General features: G+C 72.5%; 18 protein-coding genes. 15 read left to right on the top strand and 3 right to left on the bottom strand.

The annotated features are described in order from the left end of the window. Positions 1–37 precede the first annotated feature (37 nt). From EFL26_RS04000 to hemB, 5 genes are read left to right on the top strand one after another with little or no spacing between them, the layout of a single operon-like run. Positions 38–712 (top strand): redox-sensing transcriptional repressor Rex, encoded by a 675-nt coding sequence (locus EFL26_RS04000; RefSeq protein WP_123221584.1) that lies wholly within the window; start codon positions 38–40, stop codon positions 710–712. Beyond that, the gene (locus tag EFL26_RS03995; protein WP_123221583.1) at positions 709–1,998 is read left to right on the top strand and encodes a glutamyl-tRNA reductase; all 1,290 of its coding nucleotides are present in this window, start codon (positions 709–711) and stop codon (positions 1,996–1,998) included. Before EFL26_RS04000 ends, EFL26_RS03995 begins: the two co-directional genes overlap by 4 nt. Next, positions 1,998–3,035, top strand: a complete 1,038-nt coding sequence (gene hemC / locus EFL26_RS03990) for a hydroxymethylbilane synthase (RefSeq protein WP_123221582.1) — start codon at positions 1,998–2,000, stop codon at positions 3,033–3,035. The genes EFL26_RS03995 and hemC overlap by 1 nt, the downstream gene beginning before the upstream one ends. A gap of 41 nt (positions 3,036–3,076) precedes the next feature. Then, positions 3,077–4,750: a bifunctional uroporphyrinogen-III C-methyltransferase/uroporphyrinogen-III synthase gene (locus EFL26_RS03985; protein ID WP_123221704.1), complete on the top strand. Its 1,674-nt coding sequence runs from the start codon at positions 3,077–3,079 to the stop codon at positions 4,748–4,750. A 5-nt stretch (positions 4,751–4,755) separates the two neighbouring features. Further along, positions 4,756–5,733, top strand: coding sequence for a porphobilinogen synthase (gene hemB / locus EFL26_RS03980; protein ID WP_123221581.1), 978 nt, complete (start codon positions 4,756–4,758; stop codon positions 5,731–5,733). 60 nt (positions 5,734–5,793) lie between these two features. On the opposite strand, the gene EFL26_RS24470 is transcribed toward hemB, so the two are convergent. Continuing rightward, positions 5,794–7,047, bottom strand: a complete 1,254-nt coding sequence (locus EFL26_RS24470) for a lytic transglycosylase domain-containing protein (protein ID WP_221176836.1) — start codon at positions 7,045–7,047, stop codon at positions 5,794–5,796. A 273-nt stretch (positions 7,048–7,320) separates the two neighbouring features. Here EFL26_RS24470 and hemL point away from each other — a divergent pair, with 273 nt between their 5' ends. The 8 genes from hemL to EFL26_RS03935 all read left to right on the top strand — a co-directional run bounded on the left by hemL (position 7,321) and on the right by EFL26_RS03935 (position 15,255). Beyond that, on the top strand, positions 7,321–8,655 hold the full coding sequence (hemL, locus tag EFL26_RS03970; protein ID WP_123221580.1) for a glutamate-1-semialdehyde 2,1-aminomutase: 1,335 nt from the start codon (positions 7,321–7,323) through the stop codon (positions 8,653–8,655). Continuing rightward, complete coding sequence (locus EFL26_RS03965) at positions 8,652–9,407, top strand: histidine phosphatase family protein (RefSeq protein ID WP_123221579.1); 756 nt, start codon at positions 8,652–8,654, stop codon at positions 9,405–9,407. The genes hemL and EFL26_RS03965 overlap by 4 nt, the downstream gene beginning before the upstream one ends. Position 9,408: 1 nt before the next feature. Next, positions 9,409–9,984: a TlpA disulfide reductase family protein gene (locus EFL26_RS03960; RefSeq protein ID WP_123221578.1), complete on the top strand. Its 576-nt coding sequence runs from the start codon at positions 9,409–9,411 to the stop codon at positions 9,982–9,984. Further along, complete coding sequence (locus tag EFL26_RS03955) at positions 9,981–10,745, top strand: cytochrome c biogenesis CcdA family protein (RefSeq protein WP_183408016.1); 765 nt, start codon at positions 9,981–9,983, stop codon at positions 10,743–10,745. Before EFL26_RS03960 ends, EFL26_RS03955 begins: the two co-directional genes overlap by 4 nt. After that, positions 10,745–12,487 carry a cytochrome c biogenesis protein ResB gene (gene resB / locus EFL26_RS03950; RefSeq protein ID WP_245999995.1) on the top strand — a complete coding sequence of 581 codons (1,743 nt, stop codon included), beginning with the start codon at positions 10,745–10,747 and terminating at the stop codon, positions 12,485–12,487. The genes EFL26_RS03955 and resB overlap by 1 nt, the downstream gene beginning before the upstream one ends. After that, entirely contained in the window at positions 12,484–13,440 is a 957-nt protein-coding gene (gene ccsB / locus EFL26_RS03945; RefSeq protein WP_123221577.1) for a c-type cytochrome biogenesis protein CcsB, read from the top strand. Before resB ends, ccsB begins: the two co-directional genes overlap by 4 nt. A 65-nt stretch (positions 13,441–13,505) precedes the next feature. Beyond that, complete coding sequence (locus EFL26_RS03940) at positions 13,506–14,642, top strand: zinc-binding dehydrogenase (protein WP_123221576.1); 1,137 nt, start codon at positions 13,506–13,508, stop codon at positions 14,640–14,642. Positions 14,643–14,757: 115 nt separating this feature from the next. Continuing rightward, positions 14,758–15,255 carry a DUF4232 domain-containing protein gene (locus EFL26_RS03935; protein ID WP_183408015.1) on the top strand — a complete coding sequence of 166 codons (498 nt, stop codon included), beginning with the start codon at positions 14,758–14,760 and terminating at the stop codon, positions 15,253–15,255. A 22-nt stretch (positions 15,256–15,277) separates the two neighbouring features. Here EFL26_RS03935 and EFL26_RS03930 read toward each other — a convergent pair whose 3' ends face one another. Both EFL26_RS03930 and EFL26_RS03925 read right to left on the bottom strand, forming a co-directional pair. Next, on the bottom strand, positions 15,278–15,760 hold the full coding sequence (locus EFL26_RS03930) for a glutathione peroxidase (protein WP_123221574.1): 483 nt from the start codon (positions 15,758–15,760) through the stop codon (positions 15,278–15,280). Positions 15,761–15,839: 79 nt separating this feature from the next. Beyond that, a complete protein-coding gene (locus EFL26_RS03925) occupies positions 15,840–16,058 on the bottom strand; it encodes a hypothetical protein (RefSeq protein WP_123221573.1) in 219 nt (72 codons plus the stop codon). Positions 16,059–16,081: 23 nt separating this feature from the next. Between EFL26_RS03925 and EFL26_RS03920 the strand changes: the two genes are divergently transcribed. Together EFL26_RS03920 and EFL26_RS03915 are read left to right on the top strand one after the other, a co-directional pair. Continuing rightward, complete coding sequence (locus EFL26_RS03920) at positions 16,082–16,348, top strand: DUF4229 domain-containing protein (RefSeq protein WP_183408014.1); 267 nt, start codon at positions 16,082–16,084, stop codon at positions 16,346–16,348. An 8-nt stretch (positions 16,349–16,356) separates the two neighbouring features. Then, the gene (locus EFL26_RS03915) at positions 16,357–18,042 is read left to right on the top strand and encodes an aminotransferase class V-fold PLP-dependent enzyme (protein WP_123221572.1); all 1,686 of its coding nucleotides are present in this window, start codon (positions 16,357–16,359) and stop codon (positions 18,040–18,042) included. Positions 18,043–18,067 lie beyond the last annotated feature (25 nt).

The raw sequence follows: 18,067 nt of genomic DNA, 5'->3' as shown, positions 1-18,067 counted from the left end.
GTCCGCCGGGCCGGAGCGTGCCGCTGGAGAGTAGACAGTGAGCCCTACGCGCATCCCCGAGGCGACCGTCGCGCGCCTGCCGGTGTACCTGAGGGCGCTCAACTCGCTCCTCGAGCGCGAGATCCGCACCTGCTCGAGCGAGGAGCTCGCCAGCGCCGCCGGTGTGAACAGCGCCAAGCTCCGCAAGGACCTCTCCCACCTCGGCTCCTACGGCACCCGCGGCGTCGGGTACGACGTGGAGTACCTGCGCTACCAGATCGCGCGCGAGATCGGGCTGACCCAGGACTGGCCGGTCGTGATCGTCGGGATCGGCAACCTCGGCCACGCGCTCGCCAACTACTCCGGCTTCAGCTCGCGCGGCTTCCGGACCGTCGCGCTGCTCGACGCCGACGCGGCGCGGCAGGGCGAGCTGGTCGCCGGGCTGAAGATCCGGCCGTTCACCGAGCTCTCCGCGATCGTGCGCGAGCACGGCGTCGCGATCGGCGTGATCGCCACTCCCGCCGCGGCGGCCCAGTCGGTCTGCGACCACATGGTCGACGCCGGCATCCGCAGCGTCCTGAACTTCGCCCCGACCGTCCTCACCGTGCCGCCCGAGGTGGACGTGCGCATGGTCGACCTCTCCAGCGAGCTGCAGATCCTCGCCTACCACGAGCAGCGCAAGTCGGCGCCCGCCTCGCCCGACCCGACCCTCGACCCGGAGGTCGTGGCATGAGCGTGTTGGTGGTCGGCATGTCGCACAACTCCGCGCCGGTGGCGGTGCTGGAGCAGGTCGCGCGCGACCCCGAGGGAGCCACCAAGCTGATCCGGGACGTGTTCGACATCGACCACGTCATCGAGGCCACGGTCCTCTCGACCTGCAACCGGATCGAGGTCTACGCCGAGGTCGACCGCTTCCACGGCAGCGTCGAGTCGATCTCGCGGATGATCCTCGAGCCGAGCAACGACCCGGGCGAGCTGCTCGTCCCGCACCTGTACGTGCACTACGACGACGCCGCGGTGTCCCACCTGTTCCACGTCGCCTCGGGCCTGGACTCGATGGTCGTCGGCGAGAGCCAGATCCTCGGCCAGGCGCGTGAGGCGCTCCGGGGCGGGCAGGAGTCCGGCACCGTCGGCCCGGCGTTGAACTCGCTGTTCCAACAGGCGCTCCGCGTGGGCAAGCGCGCCCACGCCGAGACCGACATCGACCGTGCCGGTCCGTCCCTGGTGGCCGCCGCCCTGCAGGAGGCGACCGAGCACCTCGGCCGCTCGACCGACCTGCGCTCGCTCGTCCTCGGCGCGGGCGCGATGGCGTCGCTGTCGGTGTCGACCCTCGCGCGCACCGGCGCGGGCCCGATCGTCGTCGCCAACCGCACGCCGGAGAACGCCCAGCGCCTCGCCGAGCAGTACGGCGGGCAGGCGATCGCGCTCGACGAGGCGCCGGCTCTCCTGGGGTCCGTCGACGTGGTGATCTCCTGCACCGGGGCCACCGGCACCGTGCTCGACCTGGCGACCGTGCAGGCCTCGCGTCCCGGCGCCGACCCGCTCGTGGTGATCGACCTCGCCCTCCCGCGCGACGTCGACCCCGCCGTCGGCGACGAGCCGGGCGTGAAGCTGATCAACCTGGCCGTGCTGGCGGCCGACCTCGAGGGCGCCGGCGAGCGCGCCGAGGTCGCCGACGTCCGCTCGATCGTCGCGCAGGAGCTCAGCGCCTACCTCTCCGCCCGCCGCTCCGCGAGCGTCACGCCGACCGTGGTCGCGCTGCGCACGATGGCGACCGGTGTGGTCGAGGCCGAGCTCCAGCGCCTCGCCGGCCGGCTTCCCCAGCTCGACGACGCCGCCCGCGCCGAGATCGAGCAGGCCGTGCGCCGGGTCGCCGACAAGCTGCTCCACCAGCCGACCGTCCGGGTCAAGGAGCTCGCGAACGAGACCGGAGCGGTGTCCTACGCCACCGCCCTGGCCGAGCTGTTCGCGCTCGACCCCGACGCGGTCGACGCCGTGACGAGGGTGGAGGGGGTCTGATGGCACCGACCTCGCACCCGGGCACGAGCGCGACCACCGGCGTCCTTCGGCTCGGCACCCGCGCCTCCGAGCTCGCCCGCACGCAAAGCGGCCTGGTCGCCGAGCTGCTCTCCGAGCGCAGCGGTCGTGACGTCGCGCTGGTGCCGGTGCGCACGGAGGGCGATGTCGCCACCGCTCCGCTGGCCAGCCTCGGCGGCACCGGTGTCTTCGTCAGCGCGCTCCGCGACGCGCTGCTCGCCGGCGAGGTGGACCTCGCCGTCCACTCGCTCAAGGACCTGCCCACCGCGCCGGCCGAGGGCATCACGCTCGCGGCCGTGCCTCCGCGCGAGGACCCCCGCGACGTCGTGGTCGCCCGTGACGGGCTCACCCTCGGCGAGCTGCCGCCGGGCAGCCGGGTCGGCACGGGGTCGCCGCGCCGGGTCGCCCAGATCGAGGCGCTCGGGCTCGGCGTCGAGCTGGTCGGCGTACGCGGCAACGTGGACACGCGCATCGGCAAGGTGCGCTCCGGCGAGCTCGACGCGGTCGTGCTCGCCCGGGCCGGGCTCGCCAGGCTCGGGAGGCTCGACGAGGTCACCGAGGTGCTCGACCCGATCCAGGTGCTGCCGGCGCCGGGCCAGGGCGCGCTCGCCGTGGAGTGCCGCAGCGCCGACACCGAGCTCGTCGCCCTCCTCGAGACGGCCCTCGACGACGCCCGCACCCGTGCCGCGGTGGTGTGCGAGCGGGTCGTGCTCGCCGAGCTCGAGGCCGGCTGCGCCGCACCGGTCGGCGCCCTCGCGGAGGTCGTCGAGGGCGACGACGGCGAGGAGCTCTGGATCCGGGCGGTCGCGCTCTCGCCGGACGGCGCGCTCGCCGTACGCCGCTCCGCCTCCGGCGCCGCCCACGACCCCGTCGCGGTCGGCCGGGCGCTCGCCGCCGAGATGGTGGCCGACGGCGCCCACGACCTGCTCGACGAGGACCAGCACGTTCCGCACGACCAGCAGCACCCGACCGACCCGCACCCGACCGACCCAGCGCACGTAGCAAGAGGGCAACAGTGACCAAGTCTGCATCCAGCACGACCAACGCCGACACGCAGCGCGTGACCCACGGGCCGAGCCACCGGCCGACCCGGTGGGTGTCCTTCGTGGGCGCCGGACCCGGTGACCCCGACCTGCTCACCGTCCGCGCGGTCGACCTGCTCCGGCAGGCCGAGATCGTCGTGACGGAGCTCCCCGAGCACGAGTCCCTCGTGCGGGGCCTGCTCGGCCTCCCGGCGCCGGTCGAGGCCGAGGTCGACGAGTCCGACGCGGAGGAGGCCGCTGCTCCCGCGCCCGGCCCGGTCTTCGTCGACGGTGGCTTCGGCGAGGACGGCCAGCCGCTCACGCACGCTGCCCGCGCGAAGGTGGTCGCCCGCCAGGCCCGCACCGGCAAGCGGGTGGTCCGGCTGATGGCCGGCGACCCGTTCCTCTACGCATCCGGGCCCGAGGAGGCCCAGGCCTGCGCGAAGGCCGGCATCGGCTTCGAGATCGTCCCCGGGGTCTCCTCGGTGCACGCCGTCCCGGCGTACGCCGGCATCCCGCTGACCACGAAGAACCACCGCGACGTCACCGTCGTGTCGTGCAGCGGCGCGGCGATCGACTGGTCGCAGTACGTCGACCGTCCGACGCTCGTCCTGCTCTCCGCGGTCGGCAGCATCGGCGAGATCGCGCGCGAGCTGGTCGCCGCGGGCCGGCCGGCGGACACCCCGGTGTCGATGACCCGCACCGGCACGGTGACCACCCAGCGCACGGTGGTCTCGACGCTGGCGAACATCGCAGCCGACGCTCGCGCCGCGAAGCTGGAAGCGCCGGCCGTGACCGTGGTAGGACCAGTTGTGGACCTGCGCGACCAGCTGTCCTGGTTCGAGACCAAGCCGCTCTTCGGGTGGCGGGTGCTGGTCCCGCGCACCAAGGAGCAGGCCGGCTCGCTCTCCTCCCGGCTGCGCGGCTACGGCGCCGAGCCGGAGGAGGTGCCGACGATCTCCGTCGAGCCGCCGCGCAACCCGCAGCAGATGGACAAGGCCGTGCGCGGCCTGGTCGAGGGCCGCTACGAGTGGATCGCGTTCACCTCGGTGAACGCCGTGCGCGCCGTCCGCGAGAAGTTCGAGGAGTACGGCCTGGACGCCCGGGCCTTCTCGGGGCTGAAGATCGCGGCCGTCGGTGAGAAGACCGCCGCCTCCTTGCTCGAGTGGGGCCTGCGCGCCGACCTGACCCCGTCGGGCGAGCAGTCCGCCCGTGGGCTGGTCGAGGACTGGCCGCCGTACGACGAGGTGCTCGACCCGATCAACCGGGTCTTCCTGCCCCGGGCCGACATCGCCACGGAGACCCTGGTCGCCGGGCTGGTCGAGCTGGGCTGGGAGGTCGACGACGTGACGGCGTACCGCACCGTCCGGGCTGCCCCGCCGCCGGCGCCGACCCGCGAGGCGATCAAGGCCGGCAAGTTCGACGCCGTGGTCTTCACCTCCTCCTCGACGGTGCGCAACCTCGTCGGGATCGCCGGCAAGCCGCACACCTCGACGATCATCGCGGTGATCGGGCCGGCCACGGCGAAGACCGCCGAGGAGCACGGCCTGCGCGTGGACGTGATGGCGCCGAACCCGTCGGCCGAGGAGCTCGCGGACGCGCTGGCCGACTTCGGCGCCGCGCGCCGTGCCTCGCTGCTCGAGTCCGGTCAGCCGGTCACGCGACCCTCCGAGCGGCGTCCCGCGGGTCGCCGTCGGGCCAGCTCGAAGTAGGTCCGGTGGGCTTCCCCGACGTCCGACCCCGCCGGCTGCGGCGCACGCCTGCGCTGCGCCGGATGGTCTCGGAGACGGAGGTGGCCGCCCACCAGCTGGTGCTGCCGCTCTTCGTCCGGGAGGGCGCGACCGAGCCCAACCCGATCGCCTCCATGCCGGGGGTCGTCCAGCACACCCGTGACTCGCTCAAGAAGGCGGCCGCCGAGGCGGTCGCGGCCGGTCTCGGCGGGGTGATGCTGTTCGGCATCCCCGAGCACAAGGACGCGACCGGGTCCGGGGCGACCGATCCGCACGGCATCCTGAACCTCGCGATCACCGACGTCGTCGCCGAGGTCGGTGACCAGCTCACGGTGATGTCCGACCTGTGCCTCGACGAGTTCACCGACCACGGGCACTGCGGGGTCCTCGACCCCGACGGCAACGTCGACAACGACCGCACCCTCGAGGTGTACGCCGCGATGGCGGTCGCCCAAGCGGCCGCCGGGGTCGACCTGGTCGGCCCGAGCGGGATGATGGACGGCCAGGTCGGCGTGGTCCGCCAGGCCCTCGACGCCGAGCACTACACCGGCACGGGCATCCTGGCCTACTCCGCGAAGTACGCCTCCGCGTTCTTCGGCCCGTTCCGCGAGGCCGTCGACTCGTCCCTGCAGGGCGACCGGCGCACCTACCAGCAGGACCCCGCGAACCGGCTCGAGGGCGTCCGCGAGGCCCGGCTCGACGTGGCCGAGGGCGCCGACATCGTCATGGTGAAGCCGGCGATGGGCTACCTCGACGTGGTCAGCGCCGTCCGGGAGGCCGTCGACGTCCCGGTCGCGGCGTACAACGTGTCCGGCGAGTTCGCCATGGTCGAGGCGGCGGCCGCCCACGGCTGGATCGACCGCGAGGCGGCGATCCTCGAGACGCTCACGTCCATCCGGCGCGCCGGTGCCGACGTGGTGCTGACCTACTGGGCGCTGGAGGCGGCGCAGCTGCTGCGCCGCTAGCCCCGTCCTGGGACGAAGAAGCCCCCGGTCCACCAGGACCGGGGGCTTCTTGCAGTCAGGTCAGTGTGCCGCGATCCAGGCCTTGACCTTGGCGCTGAGCTCGCTCGGTGCGTCCGCCTTGTTGGCGTCCGCGCAGGCCGGCGCCTGACCGATCCGAAGAAGCGGCGTCAGCTGGGTCGTGCACTCGGTCAGCGCGGCCGTGTAGCCGACCACCTGCGTGACGGTGCCCGTCACCGTGTTGGTCACCGTGCCGGTGGCGTCGGCCAGCCCGCTGGTGACGCCCTGCGTCGCCTGCTTGATCGGGTCGGTCACCGTGCCCGTGCTGGGCTTGTCAGGGAGGCTCGGGCTGGACCCGGTGCCACTGTTGCTGCCGCTGGTCGAGCCCGTGCTGCTCGAGGAGCCGGTCGACGAGGACGACGATCCAGCGGCCGCCGCCGCGTGGTGCTGCTGGGCGGCGTGCTGGCGGGACTTGATCGTGGAGGCCGCGCTCGGGGAGAACACCGTGCCGCCGTACGTGCCGGACGGGATCGCGGTGTAGTCGCCCTGGCTGTAGGCCTCCATGATCCGCAGGACCAGGTCGACGTAGGCCTGGCTGTGGTTGTAGCGGAAGACCGCGGCCTGCTGACCTCCGCGGGTGCCGAGGTCGTCGTTGCCGGAGCAGAGGTAGACCGCCGAGGCCAGGGAGGCGTCGTCGATGTCCTGCGGGTTGCGCTGGCCGTCGCCGTCGGCGTCGACCTTGACCGAGGACCAGGTCGAGGGGATGAACTGCATCGGGCCGACCGCGCGGTCGTAGACCGGGTCGCCGTCGAGCTGGCCACCGTCGGTGTCCGCGATCGCCTGGGTGCCGTTCTTGCCGTCCAGGGTCGGGCCGAACACGCCGGGGACGCTGACGCCGTCGCTGTTGAGGGTGTTGCCGGCGTACTGGCCGTGGTTGGACTCCACGCGGCCGATCGCCGCGATCAGCTCCCACGGGACGTTGCAGGTGGTGTCGGCGGCGTCGATGATCTGCGCCGCGCGCTGGTACGCCGAGAGCGCCGCGGACGGGATGCCGCTGGTGGAGGCGCCGGCCACGGTCGCGTCGGCGGCACCGTCGGGGACGGCCGGGGCGATCTGGCCCGGGATCGGCACGCTCGCGGGCGCCTTGATCGCCTGGCTCGGGACGGCGCTGCCGTCGGGGAGGTTGCTGCCGTCGTTCTTGGCCGCCGAGGCGATGCTGTCGGCCCCGGCGATGCTGGCCGTCCAGGCGGCCGAGAGCAGCGCCAGCGGGACGAGCGAAGCAGCCTTGCTCTTGCGGCCCTTGAGCTTTGCGGACATGCGGTTGAGTCTCCCCTGGGTCAGTAATCCGTCCGATTCACCTAAATCGGACGACACCCCTGTCAACGATGTTCCCCACTCGGGGTCACGCCAAACAGCCGAACGATCTCGTGGGGAGACCAATCGACGGGGTGCACGCGTCGATGAGACGGACCGGGTCACCGATTATGGCGTGAAAACGCGCAGAAGTCTTTATCGGAATCTCAGCCCGTGGCCGCTCTCGGTGCTGGACGCCGAATTGGTGAGCCTCCCGGGGTCAGGGAGAATGCCGGGGTGCCCCATCCTGAGTCCGACGCGTGGTTCGCCCGCGCCCGCGCCGTCACCCCCGGCGGGGTGAACTCCCCGGTCCGCGCGTTCGCCGCGGTCGGGGGCACCCCGCGCTTCATGGCGTCGGGCCAGGGCGCCTGGCTGCGTGACGTGGACGGCAACGAGTACGTCGACCTGGTCTGCTCCTGGGGGCCGATGCTGCTCGGGCACGCGCACCCTGAGGTCGTGGCCGCCGTGACCGCCGCGGTGGCCCGCGGGACGTCGTACGGGACGCCCACGACGACCGAGGTCGAGCTCGCCGAGGAGATCCTGGGCCGCACCCCCGTGGAGCGCGTGCGGCTGGTCAGCTCGGGCACCGAGGCGACCATGTCGGCGATCCGGCTCGCGCGCGGCTTCACCGGGCGGGACCTGGTCGTGAAGTTCGCCGGCTGCTACCACGGGCACGTCGACTCGCTCCTGGCCAGCGCCGGGTCCGGGCTGGCGACGCTGGGCATATCTCTGGGCGTCAGCACGACACCCGGCGTCCCGGAGTCGTCGGCCGCCCAGACGATCGTGCTGCCCTACAACGACCGGGCCGCGGTCGAGGCGGCGTTCGCCGAGCACGGGGACCGGATCGCCTGCCTGGTCACCGAGGCCTCGCCGGGCAACATGGGTGTGGTGCCCCCGGCCGCCGGGTTCAACGCGTTCCTCGCCGAGACCTGCCGCCGCCACGGCGCGCTGTTCGTCAGCGACGAGGTGATGACCGGCTTCCGGGTCTCGCGTCAGGGCCAGTGGGGCCTCGACGGTGCGGTGGAGGGCTGGACGCCCGACCTGATGACCTTCGGCAAGGTGATGGGCGGTGGCTTCCCTGCGGCCGCGTTCGGCGGTCGGGCCGACGTGATGGCGATGCTCTCCCCCGAGGGGCCGGTCTACCAGGCCGGCACCCTGTCCGGGAACCCGGTCGCGACGGCCGCCGGCCTGGCCACGCTGCGGCTCGCGACCGACGAGGTCTACGCCCGCGTCGACGAGGTGGCGGGCACGATCGCGGCGGAAGCGGCCAAGGCGCTGACCGCGGCGGGCGTGCCGCACGTGCTCCAGGCGAACGGCAACATGTTCAGCATCTTCTTCACCGACGCACCCGCGGTCACCGACTACGCGACGGCCGCCGGACAGGACACCGGCGCGTTCAAGGCGTTCTTCCACGCGATGCTCGACCGCGGCGTCTACCTGCCGCCGAGTGCGTTCGAGGCCTGGTTCTGCTCGTCGGCCCACGACGACCGCGCCGTCCAGCAGGTGCTCGACGCCCTGCCGGCCGCCGCCGAAGCCGCTGCGGCCGCAGGCTCGGAGGGAGGCGCTCGATGAGGACCACGGTGCACCTGCTGCGCCACGGCGAGGTCTACAACCCGCGGGGCATCCTCTACGGCCGCGCTCCCGGGTTCGTGCTCTCCGACCGCGGCCGGGCGATGGCCGAGCGGGTCGCCGAGCGGATCGGCGACCGCGACATCACCCACATCGTCTCCTCGCCGCTGGAGCGCGCGCAGGAGACGGCCGCCCCGCTGGCGAAGGCGCGCGGCGTCGTACCCGTGCTCGACGAGCGGGTCATCGAGTCGACCAACGTCTTCGAGGGGCGGCCGTTCTCGGTCAGCGCCGGGCTCCTGCGCCGGCCCTCGGTGTGGCGCCACCTCTGGAACCCCTTCAAGCCCTCCTGGGGCGAGCCGTACGCCGACGTGGCCGCCCGGATGTGGGCGGCGGTCGAGGACGCCCGCGACGCAGCGGCCGGCCACGAGGCCGTCGTCGTCTCCCACCAGCTGCCGATCTGGATCTGCCGGCTGCACGCCGAGGGGCGTCGCTTCCTCCACGACCCGCGGCGGCGGCAGTGCACGCTGTGCAGCGTGACGTCGCTGACCTTCGAGGACGACGAGCTGCGCACGATCGGCTACTCCGAGCCCGCCGGCGACCTCATCCCGGTCGCCCAGCGCAACGCGACCTTCTCCTCGGGCACCGGCTTCGAGGAGCCGAACGACCTGCCCCAGCAGCCCGGATCCCAGGCGCAGCCACGGGGGAGCGAAGCGACCGGCCGTAACCCGGACGTGGATCCCGGCGCCGGCCGCTGAGATGCCCGCTGCCCTTCGCTCCCTGCTCGTGGTCGCCGTCGTCTCGGCGGCCCTGCTCGGCGCGAGCGGGTGCAGCAAGGTCGGCAGCACCGGCGACAAGGGCTACATCGCCGGCGCGGGCGTGATCACGCTGCTGCCGGAGGCGCAGCGCAAGGCGCCCGGCGAGGTCAGCGGTCAGACCCTGGACGGCGACCAGCTCTCGCTCGCGTCGTACGCCGGCAAGGTGGTCGTGGTCAACGTGTGGGGCGCGTGGTGCCCGCCGTGCCGCGCCGAGGCGGACGACCTCGCCGCGGCGGCCCGCGAGCTCGCTCCGAAGGGGGTGGTGTTCGTCGGGATCAACACCCGCGACGCCAGCCAGGACAACGCCCGTTCCTTCGAGCGCCGCTACGACGTGCCGTACCCGTCGATCTACGACCCGGGCGGCCGCAACCTCCTCGCCTTCCACCGCACTCTCACCCCCAACGCGATCCCGAGCACCGTGGTGATCGACGCGCAGGGCCGGGTCGCGGCGAGCATCCTGGGCGAGGTCACCAGCAAGACCACGCTCGTCGACCTGGTGCAGGACGTGATCTCGTGATCGTTCTCGACCTCGGCACCTGGTTCCGCGACACCGCCCTCGACGGGTCGCTCCTGCTCGCCGTCCCGGTGGCGCTGGTGGCCGGACTGGTGTCCTTCTTCAGCCCGTGCGTGGTCCCGCTGCTGCCCGGCTACCTCTCCTACACGACCGGCCTGTCCGGCGCCGACCTGGCGTCGGCCCGTCGCGGCCGGATGCTGGCCGGCTCGCTGCTGTTCGTGCTCGGGTTCTCGTTCGTCTTCGTGTCCTTCGGTGCGCTCTTCGGCGCGGTCGGGGACTGGCTCTGGCAGTACCAGCACGAGGTCACGATCACCCTCGGTGTGTTCACGATCCTGGTCGGCATCGCCTTCCTGGGCGCGCTGCCCTGGCTGCAGCGTGACTGGCGGGTGCACAAGGTGCCGGCAGTCGGGCTCGCCGCGGCGCCGATGCTCGGCGTGCTCTTCGGGCTGGGCTGGACTCCGTGCATCGGGCCCACGCTCAGTGCGATCACGTCGCTCGCGGTCAACGAGGGCAGCGCCGAGCGGGGTGCCCTGCTCAGCTTCGTCTACTGCCTCGGTCTCGGGTTGCCGTTCATCGTCGCCGCGCTCGCCTACCGCCGCATGCTCGGCACCATCGGTTGGGTCCGGCGCCACCAGCAGTGGGTCACCCGGCTGGGCGGGCTGATGCTGATCGCGGTCGGAGTGCTGCTGGTCACCGGCTGGTGGGATGTGCTCGTCGCCGACCTGCGCAACTGGTTCTTCCCCGGCTTCACGGCGGGGGTGTGATGGTTTCGGCAGGCTCAACCACCGAGGGCCACGGCTCAACCACCGAGGGCCACGGCTCAAGCACCGGTCGCAGCGAGACGACCGGCCGCGAGGGCATGGGCAGCGCCCCGGCCGACCCGGGCGCCGCGCCGCTGGCGCCGCGCGAGTTCCTGCGCTGGGCCTGGCGGCAGCTCACCTCGATGCGCACGGCACTGATCCTGCTGTTCCTGCTCGCACTGGCCGCGGTGCCGGGGTCGGTCGTCCCCCAGGAGGCGGTCGACGCGACCAAGGCCTCCCAGTGGCGGGAGAACCACCACACCCTCGCGCCGATCTACCAGAAGCTCGGGCTGTTCTCGGTCTACGACTCCGCCTGGTTCTCCGCGATCTACCTGCTGCTGATGGTCTCGCTGGTCGGCTGCATCCTGCCGCGCACGCGGGTGTACTGGAAGGCGCTGCGCGCCCGGCCCCCGGCGGCGCCGCGGAACCTCTCTCGGCTGCCCGAGCACCGTGCCTTCGAGACCTCCGCCTCGCCGGAACAGGTGCTCGAGCGGGCCCGAGGGGCGCTGCGGGGGTACCGGGTGGTCAGCGACGTGGCGGAGGTTTCGAGGCTCGCTGGCGCTCGCACCTCGACCACCGGCGGTGAGGAACTGTCCCTGTCCGCCGAGCGCGGCAAGCTCCGCGAGGCCGGCAACCTGTTGTTCCACCTCTCGATCCTGGTCGTGCTGGTCGGGTTCGCCGGTGGCGCGCTGCTCGGCTACAAGGGCGGCGTGATCGTGGTGACCGGCAACACCTTCGCGAACTCCCTCAGCCAGTACGACGACTTCCGCCCGGGCAGCCTCTTCAAGCCATCGGGCCTGGCGCCGTTCGACTTCAAGGTCACCGACTTCGACGTCACCTTCATCAAGGAGGGCCGCGAGGCCGGGATGGCCCACAAGTTCTCCGCCGGCCTGGACTACCGCACCAGCCCCGGGGCCGCCACCCGGCACACCCGGATCTCGGTGAACCACCCGCTCACCATCGACGGCACGAAGATCTACCTGATCAGCCACGGCTACGCGCCGCACATCACCGTGCGCGACGCCACCGGCGCGATCGCCTACTCCGGGCCCGTGGTGTTCCTGCCGGAGGACAACACGTTCAAGTCGTGGGGCGTCGTCAAGGTGCCCGACGCACAGGGGCCGTCCGGACCGGAGCAGCTCGGCCTCGAGGGCGAGCTGTACCCGACGTACGCGTTCACCGACGCGACCGGACCCTTCTCCGCCTTCCCCGACGACAAGAACCCGGCGCTCTCGATGCTCGCCTACCAGGGTGATCTCGGCCTCGACGACGGCGTGCCGCAGTCGGTCTACGCGCTGGACAAGAAGGGCCTCAAGCCGATCCTGAAGCCCGACGGCAAGCCGCTGCGGGTCGACCTGATGCTCAACCAGACGGTCACGCTGCCCGACGGCATGGGCTCGGTCACGTTCGACGGGATGAGCCGGTTCGTGAAGCTGCAGGTCAGCCGCAGCCCGGGGGACCTGGTCGCCCTCGGCGGCGTCGTGCTGGCGCTGCTCGGGCTGCTCGGGTCGCTGTTCATCCGGCCCCGCCGGGTCTGGGTGAAGGTACGTCGTGACGGCGGCGGGCCGGACCGGCGTACCCTCGTCGAGGTCGCCGGGCTCGACCGCTCGGCCGGTGGTGACCTCGCCGGCGAGATCGACCAGGTCGTCGCGTCGTTGAGGGGCGCGCCGCAGCAGGAACCCGTGAGGGACGAGGAGCAGGTGTGAGTCACGACCAGTTCGAGGTGCTGAGCAACCAGGCCGTCGCGGTGTGCGCCGCGGCGTACTTCCTCGCCCTGCTCGCCCACCTGGCGGAGTGGGCCACCGCACGCTCGGTGCCCGCCACGGCGACCGCGGAGGAATCGGGCACGGCGTCCGCGGCCGGGGGTGGCGTGGACGTGCTCGAGCGCGTCGACGTGGACACCGACCGGGTGGCCCGGTTCGCGCGCATCGGCGTCGTGCTCACCACGGTGGCCGCCGGCGTCCACCTGGTCGCGGTGGCCTCCCGCGGACTCGCCGCCGACCCGGTGCGGGTGCCCTGGGGCAACATGTACGAGTTCACCCTCACCGCCACGCTGATGGTGACCATCGGCTACCTGCTGCTCTACCGCCGGTTCTCGCTCGACTGGCTCTCCCCGGTCGTCACCGGCTTCGTGCTCGTCACCCTCATGGTCGACGTGCTGCTGCTCTACACACCGGTCGTCCCGCTGCGCGACGCCCTGCAGTCGCCCTGGCTCGTGATCCACGTGATCGCCGCGATCATCGCGACCGGCGCCTTCACCCTCGGCGGCATGTGCTCGGCGCTCTACCTGGTCAAGGAGCGCTGGCCGAACACCCGCGAGGGCGGCTACCTCTCCCGGCTGCCCGGCCTCGACGCCCTCGACCGGATGGCCTACCGGACGCAGGCGTTCGCCTTCCCGGTGTGGACCTTCGCCGCCCTCATCGCCGGTCCGATCTGGGCCCAGCACGCGTGGGGCCGCTACTGGGGCTGGGACCCCAAGGAGGTGTGGGCGTTCATCACCTGGGTGGTGTACGCCGCGTACCTGCACGCCCGCGCCACGGCCGGCTGGAAGGGCCGTGCCGCCGCGATCGTCGCGCTGATCGGCCTGGCCACCCTGTGGTTCAACTTCGTCGGGATCAACTTCTTCTTCGGCAGCGGGAGCATGCACTCCTACGCCTGACGCCCGGGCCCGGAGCGCCGGGCGGCCGGGGCTAGGCTCCCGAGGAGCCTCCAGAAGGGACCGCCATGCCCGAGATCCCGGCCACGATGCGCCAGCTCCAGAGCCTGGTCACCACCACCGGCGAGCTGCACCTGTCGCTCGAGACGGTGGACACGCCGCAGCCCTCGGAGCGAGACGTGCTGGTCCGCGTGGAGGCGGCGCCGGTCAACCCTTCCGACCTCGGGCTGATGCTGGCGATGGCGGACGTGTCCCGGGCCGTCCAGGGCGGTTCCGCCGAGGAGCCGACGGTGACGGCACCGGTTCCGGCAGCGGTGATGGGCGCGCTGAAGGCCAGGGTCGGACAGGCCATGCCCGTGGGCAACGAGGGCGCCGGCCTGGTGGTGGCGGCGGGAGCGTCGCCGGAGGCGCAGGCGCTGCTCGGCCGGACGGTCGGGTTCGCCGGCGGGGCGACGTACGGGGAGTACTGCCTGGCCTCGCCCCGGATGTGCCTCCCGCTGCCGGACGGAGCGACCGCCGCCGACGGGGCGTCGTCCTTCGTCAATCCCCTGACCGCGCTCGGGATGGTCGAGACGATGAGGCGCGAGGGGCACACGGCGCTCGTGCACACGGCGGCCGCGTCCAACCTGGGTCAGATGCTCAACCGGATCTGCCTGACGGACGGAGTGCCGCTCGTGAACATCGTCCGGCGCCCCGAGCAGGCGGCGCTGCTGCGGGAGCAGGGAGCCCTGCACGTCTGCGACTCCAGCGCGCCGACCTTCGACGCCGACCTGGTCGCGGCCCTGCGGGGGACGGGGGCGACGCTCGCCTTCGACGCGGTCGGCGGCGGGCAGCTGGCCAGCCAGATCCTCAACGCCATGGAGGCTGCGATCGTGACGCCGGACGCGCCGTACAGCCGGTACGGCAGCGACGTGCACAAGCAGGTCTACGTGTACGGCGCGCTGGACCCGCGGCCGATCGAGCTGCGCCGGCGGTTCGGCTTCGCGTGGGGAGTCGGCGGCTGGCTGCTCACGCCCTTCCTCGCGCGCACCGGCCCGGACGACCTGGCGCGGATGCGGCGGCGGGTCTCCGACGAGCTCACCACGACGTTCGCCAGCCACTACACCGACGAGATCTCGCTGCGTGAGGCCCTGCACGTCGGGACGCTCCAGCGCTACGCGCGCCAGGCGACCGGGGAGAAGTTCCTGCTCCGACCGCAGAGCTGACCCCGGCGGTCACCGGCACGATCCTGCGGCCGGAATGCAACCGGTCGGCGCCTCCCTGCGTGTCATGGGTGGAGGGCTCCTGCCCTCGACGGACCCACGACCCACGGAGGCTGCGATGAAGTCACGACTCGGCGCCACCCTGCTCCTGCTGATCGGCCTGCTCGCAGCGGCGCCGGCCCACGGGGTCGGCCAGTCCGCCCCGTGGTGCAGGAACGCCGACCTCAAGGCGTCGTACCGCTACAGCGACAGCGGGGCGGGACACGTCTGGGGCTGGATCGTGCTGCGCAACCGGTCCACCCACGCCTGCCGGACGGGCGGTTTCGGCGGCATCTCGTACGTCGGCGGGGGCGACGGCACCCGGATCGGCGCACCGGCCGACCGGACCGGCACCCCGGCGACGTACCTCGTGCGGCCGGGCCAGCGCGTGCGCAGCCTGCTGCAGGAGACCCGCGCGGCCAGCTACCCGGCCGGACGCTGCCGTCCGCACGCCGTCGACGGCTTCCGCATCTACGTGCCCGGCGCGGTGCGCTCCCAGTTCGTCGCGCACCCGACGACCGGCTGCCTCGACACGGACGTGCACCTGCTCACGCACCAGCCCTACCGGCGCCCCTGAAGCGGACGCGGCGGCCCGGGCGTCAGTCGGTGAGGGCCTTCTCGATGTCCTCGGCGATCTTCTCCGGCTCGGTGGTGGGCGCGTAGCGCTTGATCACCTGGCCGTCGCGGCCGATCAGGAACTTGGTGAAGTTCCACTTGATCGCGTCGCCGAGGACGCCGCCCTTCTCGGTGCGCAGCCAGCGGTAGAGCGGGTGGGTGTTCTCGCCGTTGACCTCGATCTTGTCGAACATCGGGAAGCTCACGCCGTAGTTGCGCTGGCAGAACTCGCCGATCTCGTCGGCGGTGCCGGGCTCCTGGCCGGCGAACTGGTTGCACGGGAACCCGAGGACCACGAGGCCCTGGTCGACGTACTTCTCGTAGAGCGACTCCAGCCCGGAGAACTGCGGCGTGAGCCCGCACTGCGAGGCGGTGTTCACGACGAGGACCACCTTGCCCTGGTAGGCGGCGAGGTCCTGCTCGCGGCCGTCGAGGGTGGTGGCACTGAAGTCGCTCAGGGTCGGCATGGTGCTCCTCTGGTCAGGGGTACGTCGCCGGCCGGCGACGAGGGGGCAGCGGCAGGTGCTCCGAGAGCCGTCGTGGGTCCTAACCGGGGGGTGGGTCGCCGTGTTCCCGGCGACGCCTGCGTTCCAGGTCACGCAGGAAGGCCTCGTCGTCGTCGGGACCGAGCGGTCCGCGCGGGCGAGGCGCCCTCGGCTGCCGGGTGCGGGGCGGACGCCCCGGACCGTTGCGCCGATCGATCGCCCAGAACACGGCGTACAGCAGCGCAGCCAGGAGCAGCAGCCACACGACGAACCGGATCACGCGTCAAGACTATCCTTGCCCCTGTGAAGCACTTCGTGGTCTACACCCTTCTCCGCTTCGGCCTGTTCGTGGCGACCTATGCAGTGCTCAGCGCTCCCGCCGTGCTGATCTTCGGCAACAAGGTGACGGTCCTGTTCGTGACGCTGGTCCTGGCCGCCCTCGTCTCCTCGCTGCTCTCGTTGCGCTTCCTGGCCGGACCGCGGGAGCGGTTCGCCGAGAGCGTCGAGGCTCGGGCCTCACGTGCGCGCGACAGGTTCGAGGAGATCCGGTCGCGCGAGGACGCCGAGTAGGTCCCGCCATGGATGTCCGGGCGCCCGCCGACCGGCCCGTCGAGACCCCGCTGCTCCGCCGCGTCCGGGAGTCGGTGATCGGCGACGACCAGGTGATGCTCGGACCGTTCGGGCCGCGCCGGGTCACGTACGCCGACTACACCGCGTCGGGTCGCGCGCTGACGTTCCTCGAGGACTTCATCCGCGCCGAGGTGCTGCCCCGGTACGCGAACACCCACACGGAGTCCAGCGGCACCGGCCTGCAGACCACCCGGCTGCGGGAGGACGCGCGCCGGACCATCCACGAGGCGGTCGGCGGCGACCCCGAGGTGGCCGTGATCTTCGCCGGCTCGGGGAGCACCGGCGCGATCGACAAGCTGGTCGGGGTCCTCGGCCTGCGGATCCCCTCCGAGCTCGAGGACCGCTACCGGCTGTCAGCGCACATCCCGGCCGCGGAGCGTCCCGTGGTGTTCATCGGACCCTTCGAGCACCACTCCAACGAGCTGCCCTGGCGTGAGTCGATCGCCGACGTCGTCGAGTGCCCGCAGGACGCCGACGGGCACGTCGACCTCGACTTCCTCGAGTCCCAGCTGGAGCGGTATGCCGACCGGCCGCTGCGGATCGGCTCGTTCTCCGCTGCCTCCAACGTCACCGGCATCCTCAGCGACGTCGCCGGCATCTCGGCCCTCCTGCACCGCCACGGGGCGCTGGCGTTCTGGGACTACGCCGCCGCGGCGCCGTACGTCGCCCTGTCGATGGACGGCCTCGACGCGATGTTCCTGAGCCCGCACAAGCTGATCGGCGGGCCGTCGACCCCGGGCGTGCTGGTGGTGCGGCGCTCGCTGCTGACCAACCGCGTGCCCGACGTACCGGGCGGCGGCACGGTCGCCTACGTCAACCCGCTCGAGCACCGCTACCTCGACGACCCGGTGCAGCGCGAGGAGGGCGGCACGCCCGCGATCGTCGAGGCGATCCGCGCCGGCCTGGTCTTCCAGCTCAAGGACGCCGTCGGCATCGACGTGATCCGGGCGCACGAGGAGCACTACCTCCACCGGGCGGTGGCGGCGTGGAAGGAGGAGCCGACGATCGAGATCCTCGGCAACCTCGCCGCCGAGCGGCTCTCGATCGTGTCGTTCGTCGTCCGCGCCCCCAGCGGACGCCACCTGCACCACAACTTCGTGGTGTCGCTGCTCAACGACCTGTTCGGCATCCAGGCGCGCGGCGGCTGCTCGTGCGCGGGACCCTACGGCCATCGGCTGCTCGGCATCGACCTCGACCGCAGCCACGAGTTCGAGCACGAGATCGCCTCCGGCTGCGAGGGCATCAAGCCCGGCTGGGTGCGGGTGAACTTCAACTACTTCATCAGCGAGGCAGTGTTCACCTACGTCGTCGACGCGGTCCGGCTGGTGGCGCGCCACGGCTGGCGGCTGCTCGGCGACTACCGCTTCGACGTCGCGGCCGGTCGCTGGCACCACCGCGACGGCCTGGTCGAGCCGCCGCTCCGGCTCACCCAGGTCTCCTACTCCGCCGACGGCGAGATGGTCTACCCCCGCCACGACGACACCGCGCCGGAGTCGGCGCTCGCCGACTACCTCAAGGAGGGCGAGGAGATCATGCTCGCCACCGAGCCCGCTCCCGACGAGCCGCCCACCGGCGTCTCCGCCGACTTCGAGCACCTGCGCTGGTTCGAGCTCCCGGGCCGCTGCGTTCGTTGAGTTGGGGACAACCGCCCCGCGAGTT

The sequence above is a fragment of the Nocardioides pocheonensis genome (assembly GCF_003725535.1).
GTDB lineage: Bacteria > Actinomycetota > Actinomycetes > Propionibacteriales > Nocardioidaceae > Marmoricola > Marmoricola pocheonensis.
This window is presented reverse-complemented; position numbering and strand designations above follow the sequence as displayed.

Excerpts from the sequence above, each read along its gene's own strand:
- EFL26_RS03960 (WP_123221578.1), top strand. The coding sequence starts at position 9,409 with ATGCCCGCTGCCCTTCGCTCCCTGCTCGTGGTCGCCGTCGTCTCGGCG.
- resB (WP_245999995.1), top strand. The coding sequence starts at position 10,745 with ATGGTTTCGGCAGGCTCAACCACCGAGGGCCACGGCTCAACCACCGAG.
- EFL26_RS03935 (WP_183408015.1), top strand. The coding sequence starts at position 14,758 with ATGAAGTCACGACTCGGCGCCACCCTGCTCCTGCTGATCGGCCTGCTC.
- EFL26_RS03915 (WP_123221572.1), top strand. The coding sequence starts at position 16,357 with ATGGATGTCCGGGCGCCCGCCGACCGGCCCGTCGAGACCCCGCTGCTC.
- hemC (WP_123221582.1), top strand. The coding sequence starts at position 1,998 with ATGGCACCGACCTCGCACCCGGGCACGAGCGCGACCACCGGCGTCCTT.
- EFL26_RS03940 (WP_123221576.1), top strand. The coding sequence starts at position 13,506 with ATGCCCGAGATCCCGGCCACGATGCGCCAGCTCCAGAGCCTGGTCACC.
- EFL26_RS24470 (WP_221176836.1), bottom strand. The coding sequence starts at position 7,047 with ATGTCCGCAAAGCTCAAGGGCCGCAAGAGCAAGGCTGCTTCGCTCGTC.
- EFL26_RS03965 (WP_123221579.1), top strand. The coding sequence starts at position 8,652 with ATGAGGACCACGGTGCACCTGCTGCGCCACGGCGAGGTCTACAACCCG.
- EFL26_RS03930 (WP_123221574.1), bottom strand. The coding sequence starts at position 15,760 with ATGCCGACCCTGAGCGACTTCAGTGCCACCACCCTCGACGGCCGCGAG.
- EFL26_RS03995 (WP_123221583.1), top strand. The coding sequence starts at position 709 with ATGAGCGTGTTGGTGGTCGGCATGTCGCACAACTCCGCGCCGGTGGCG.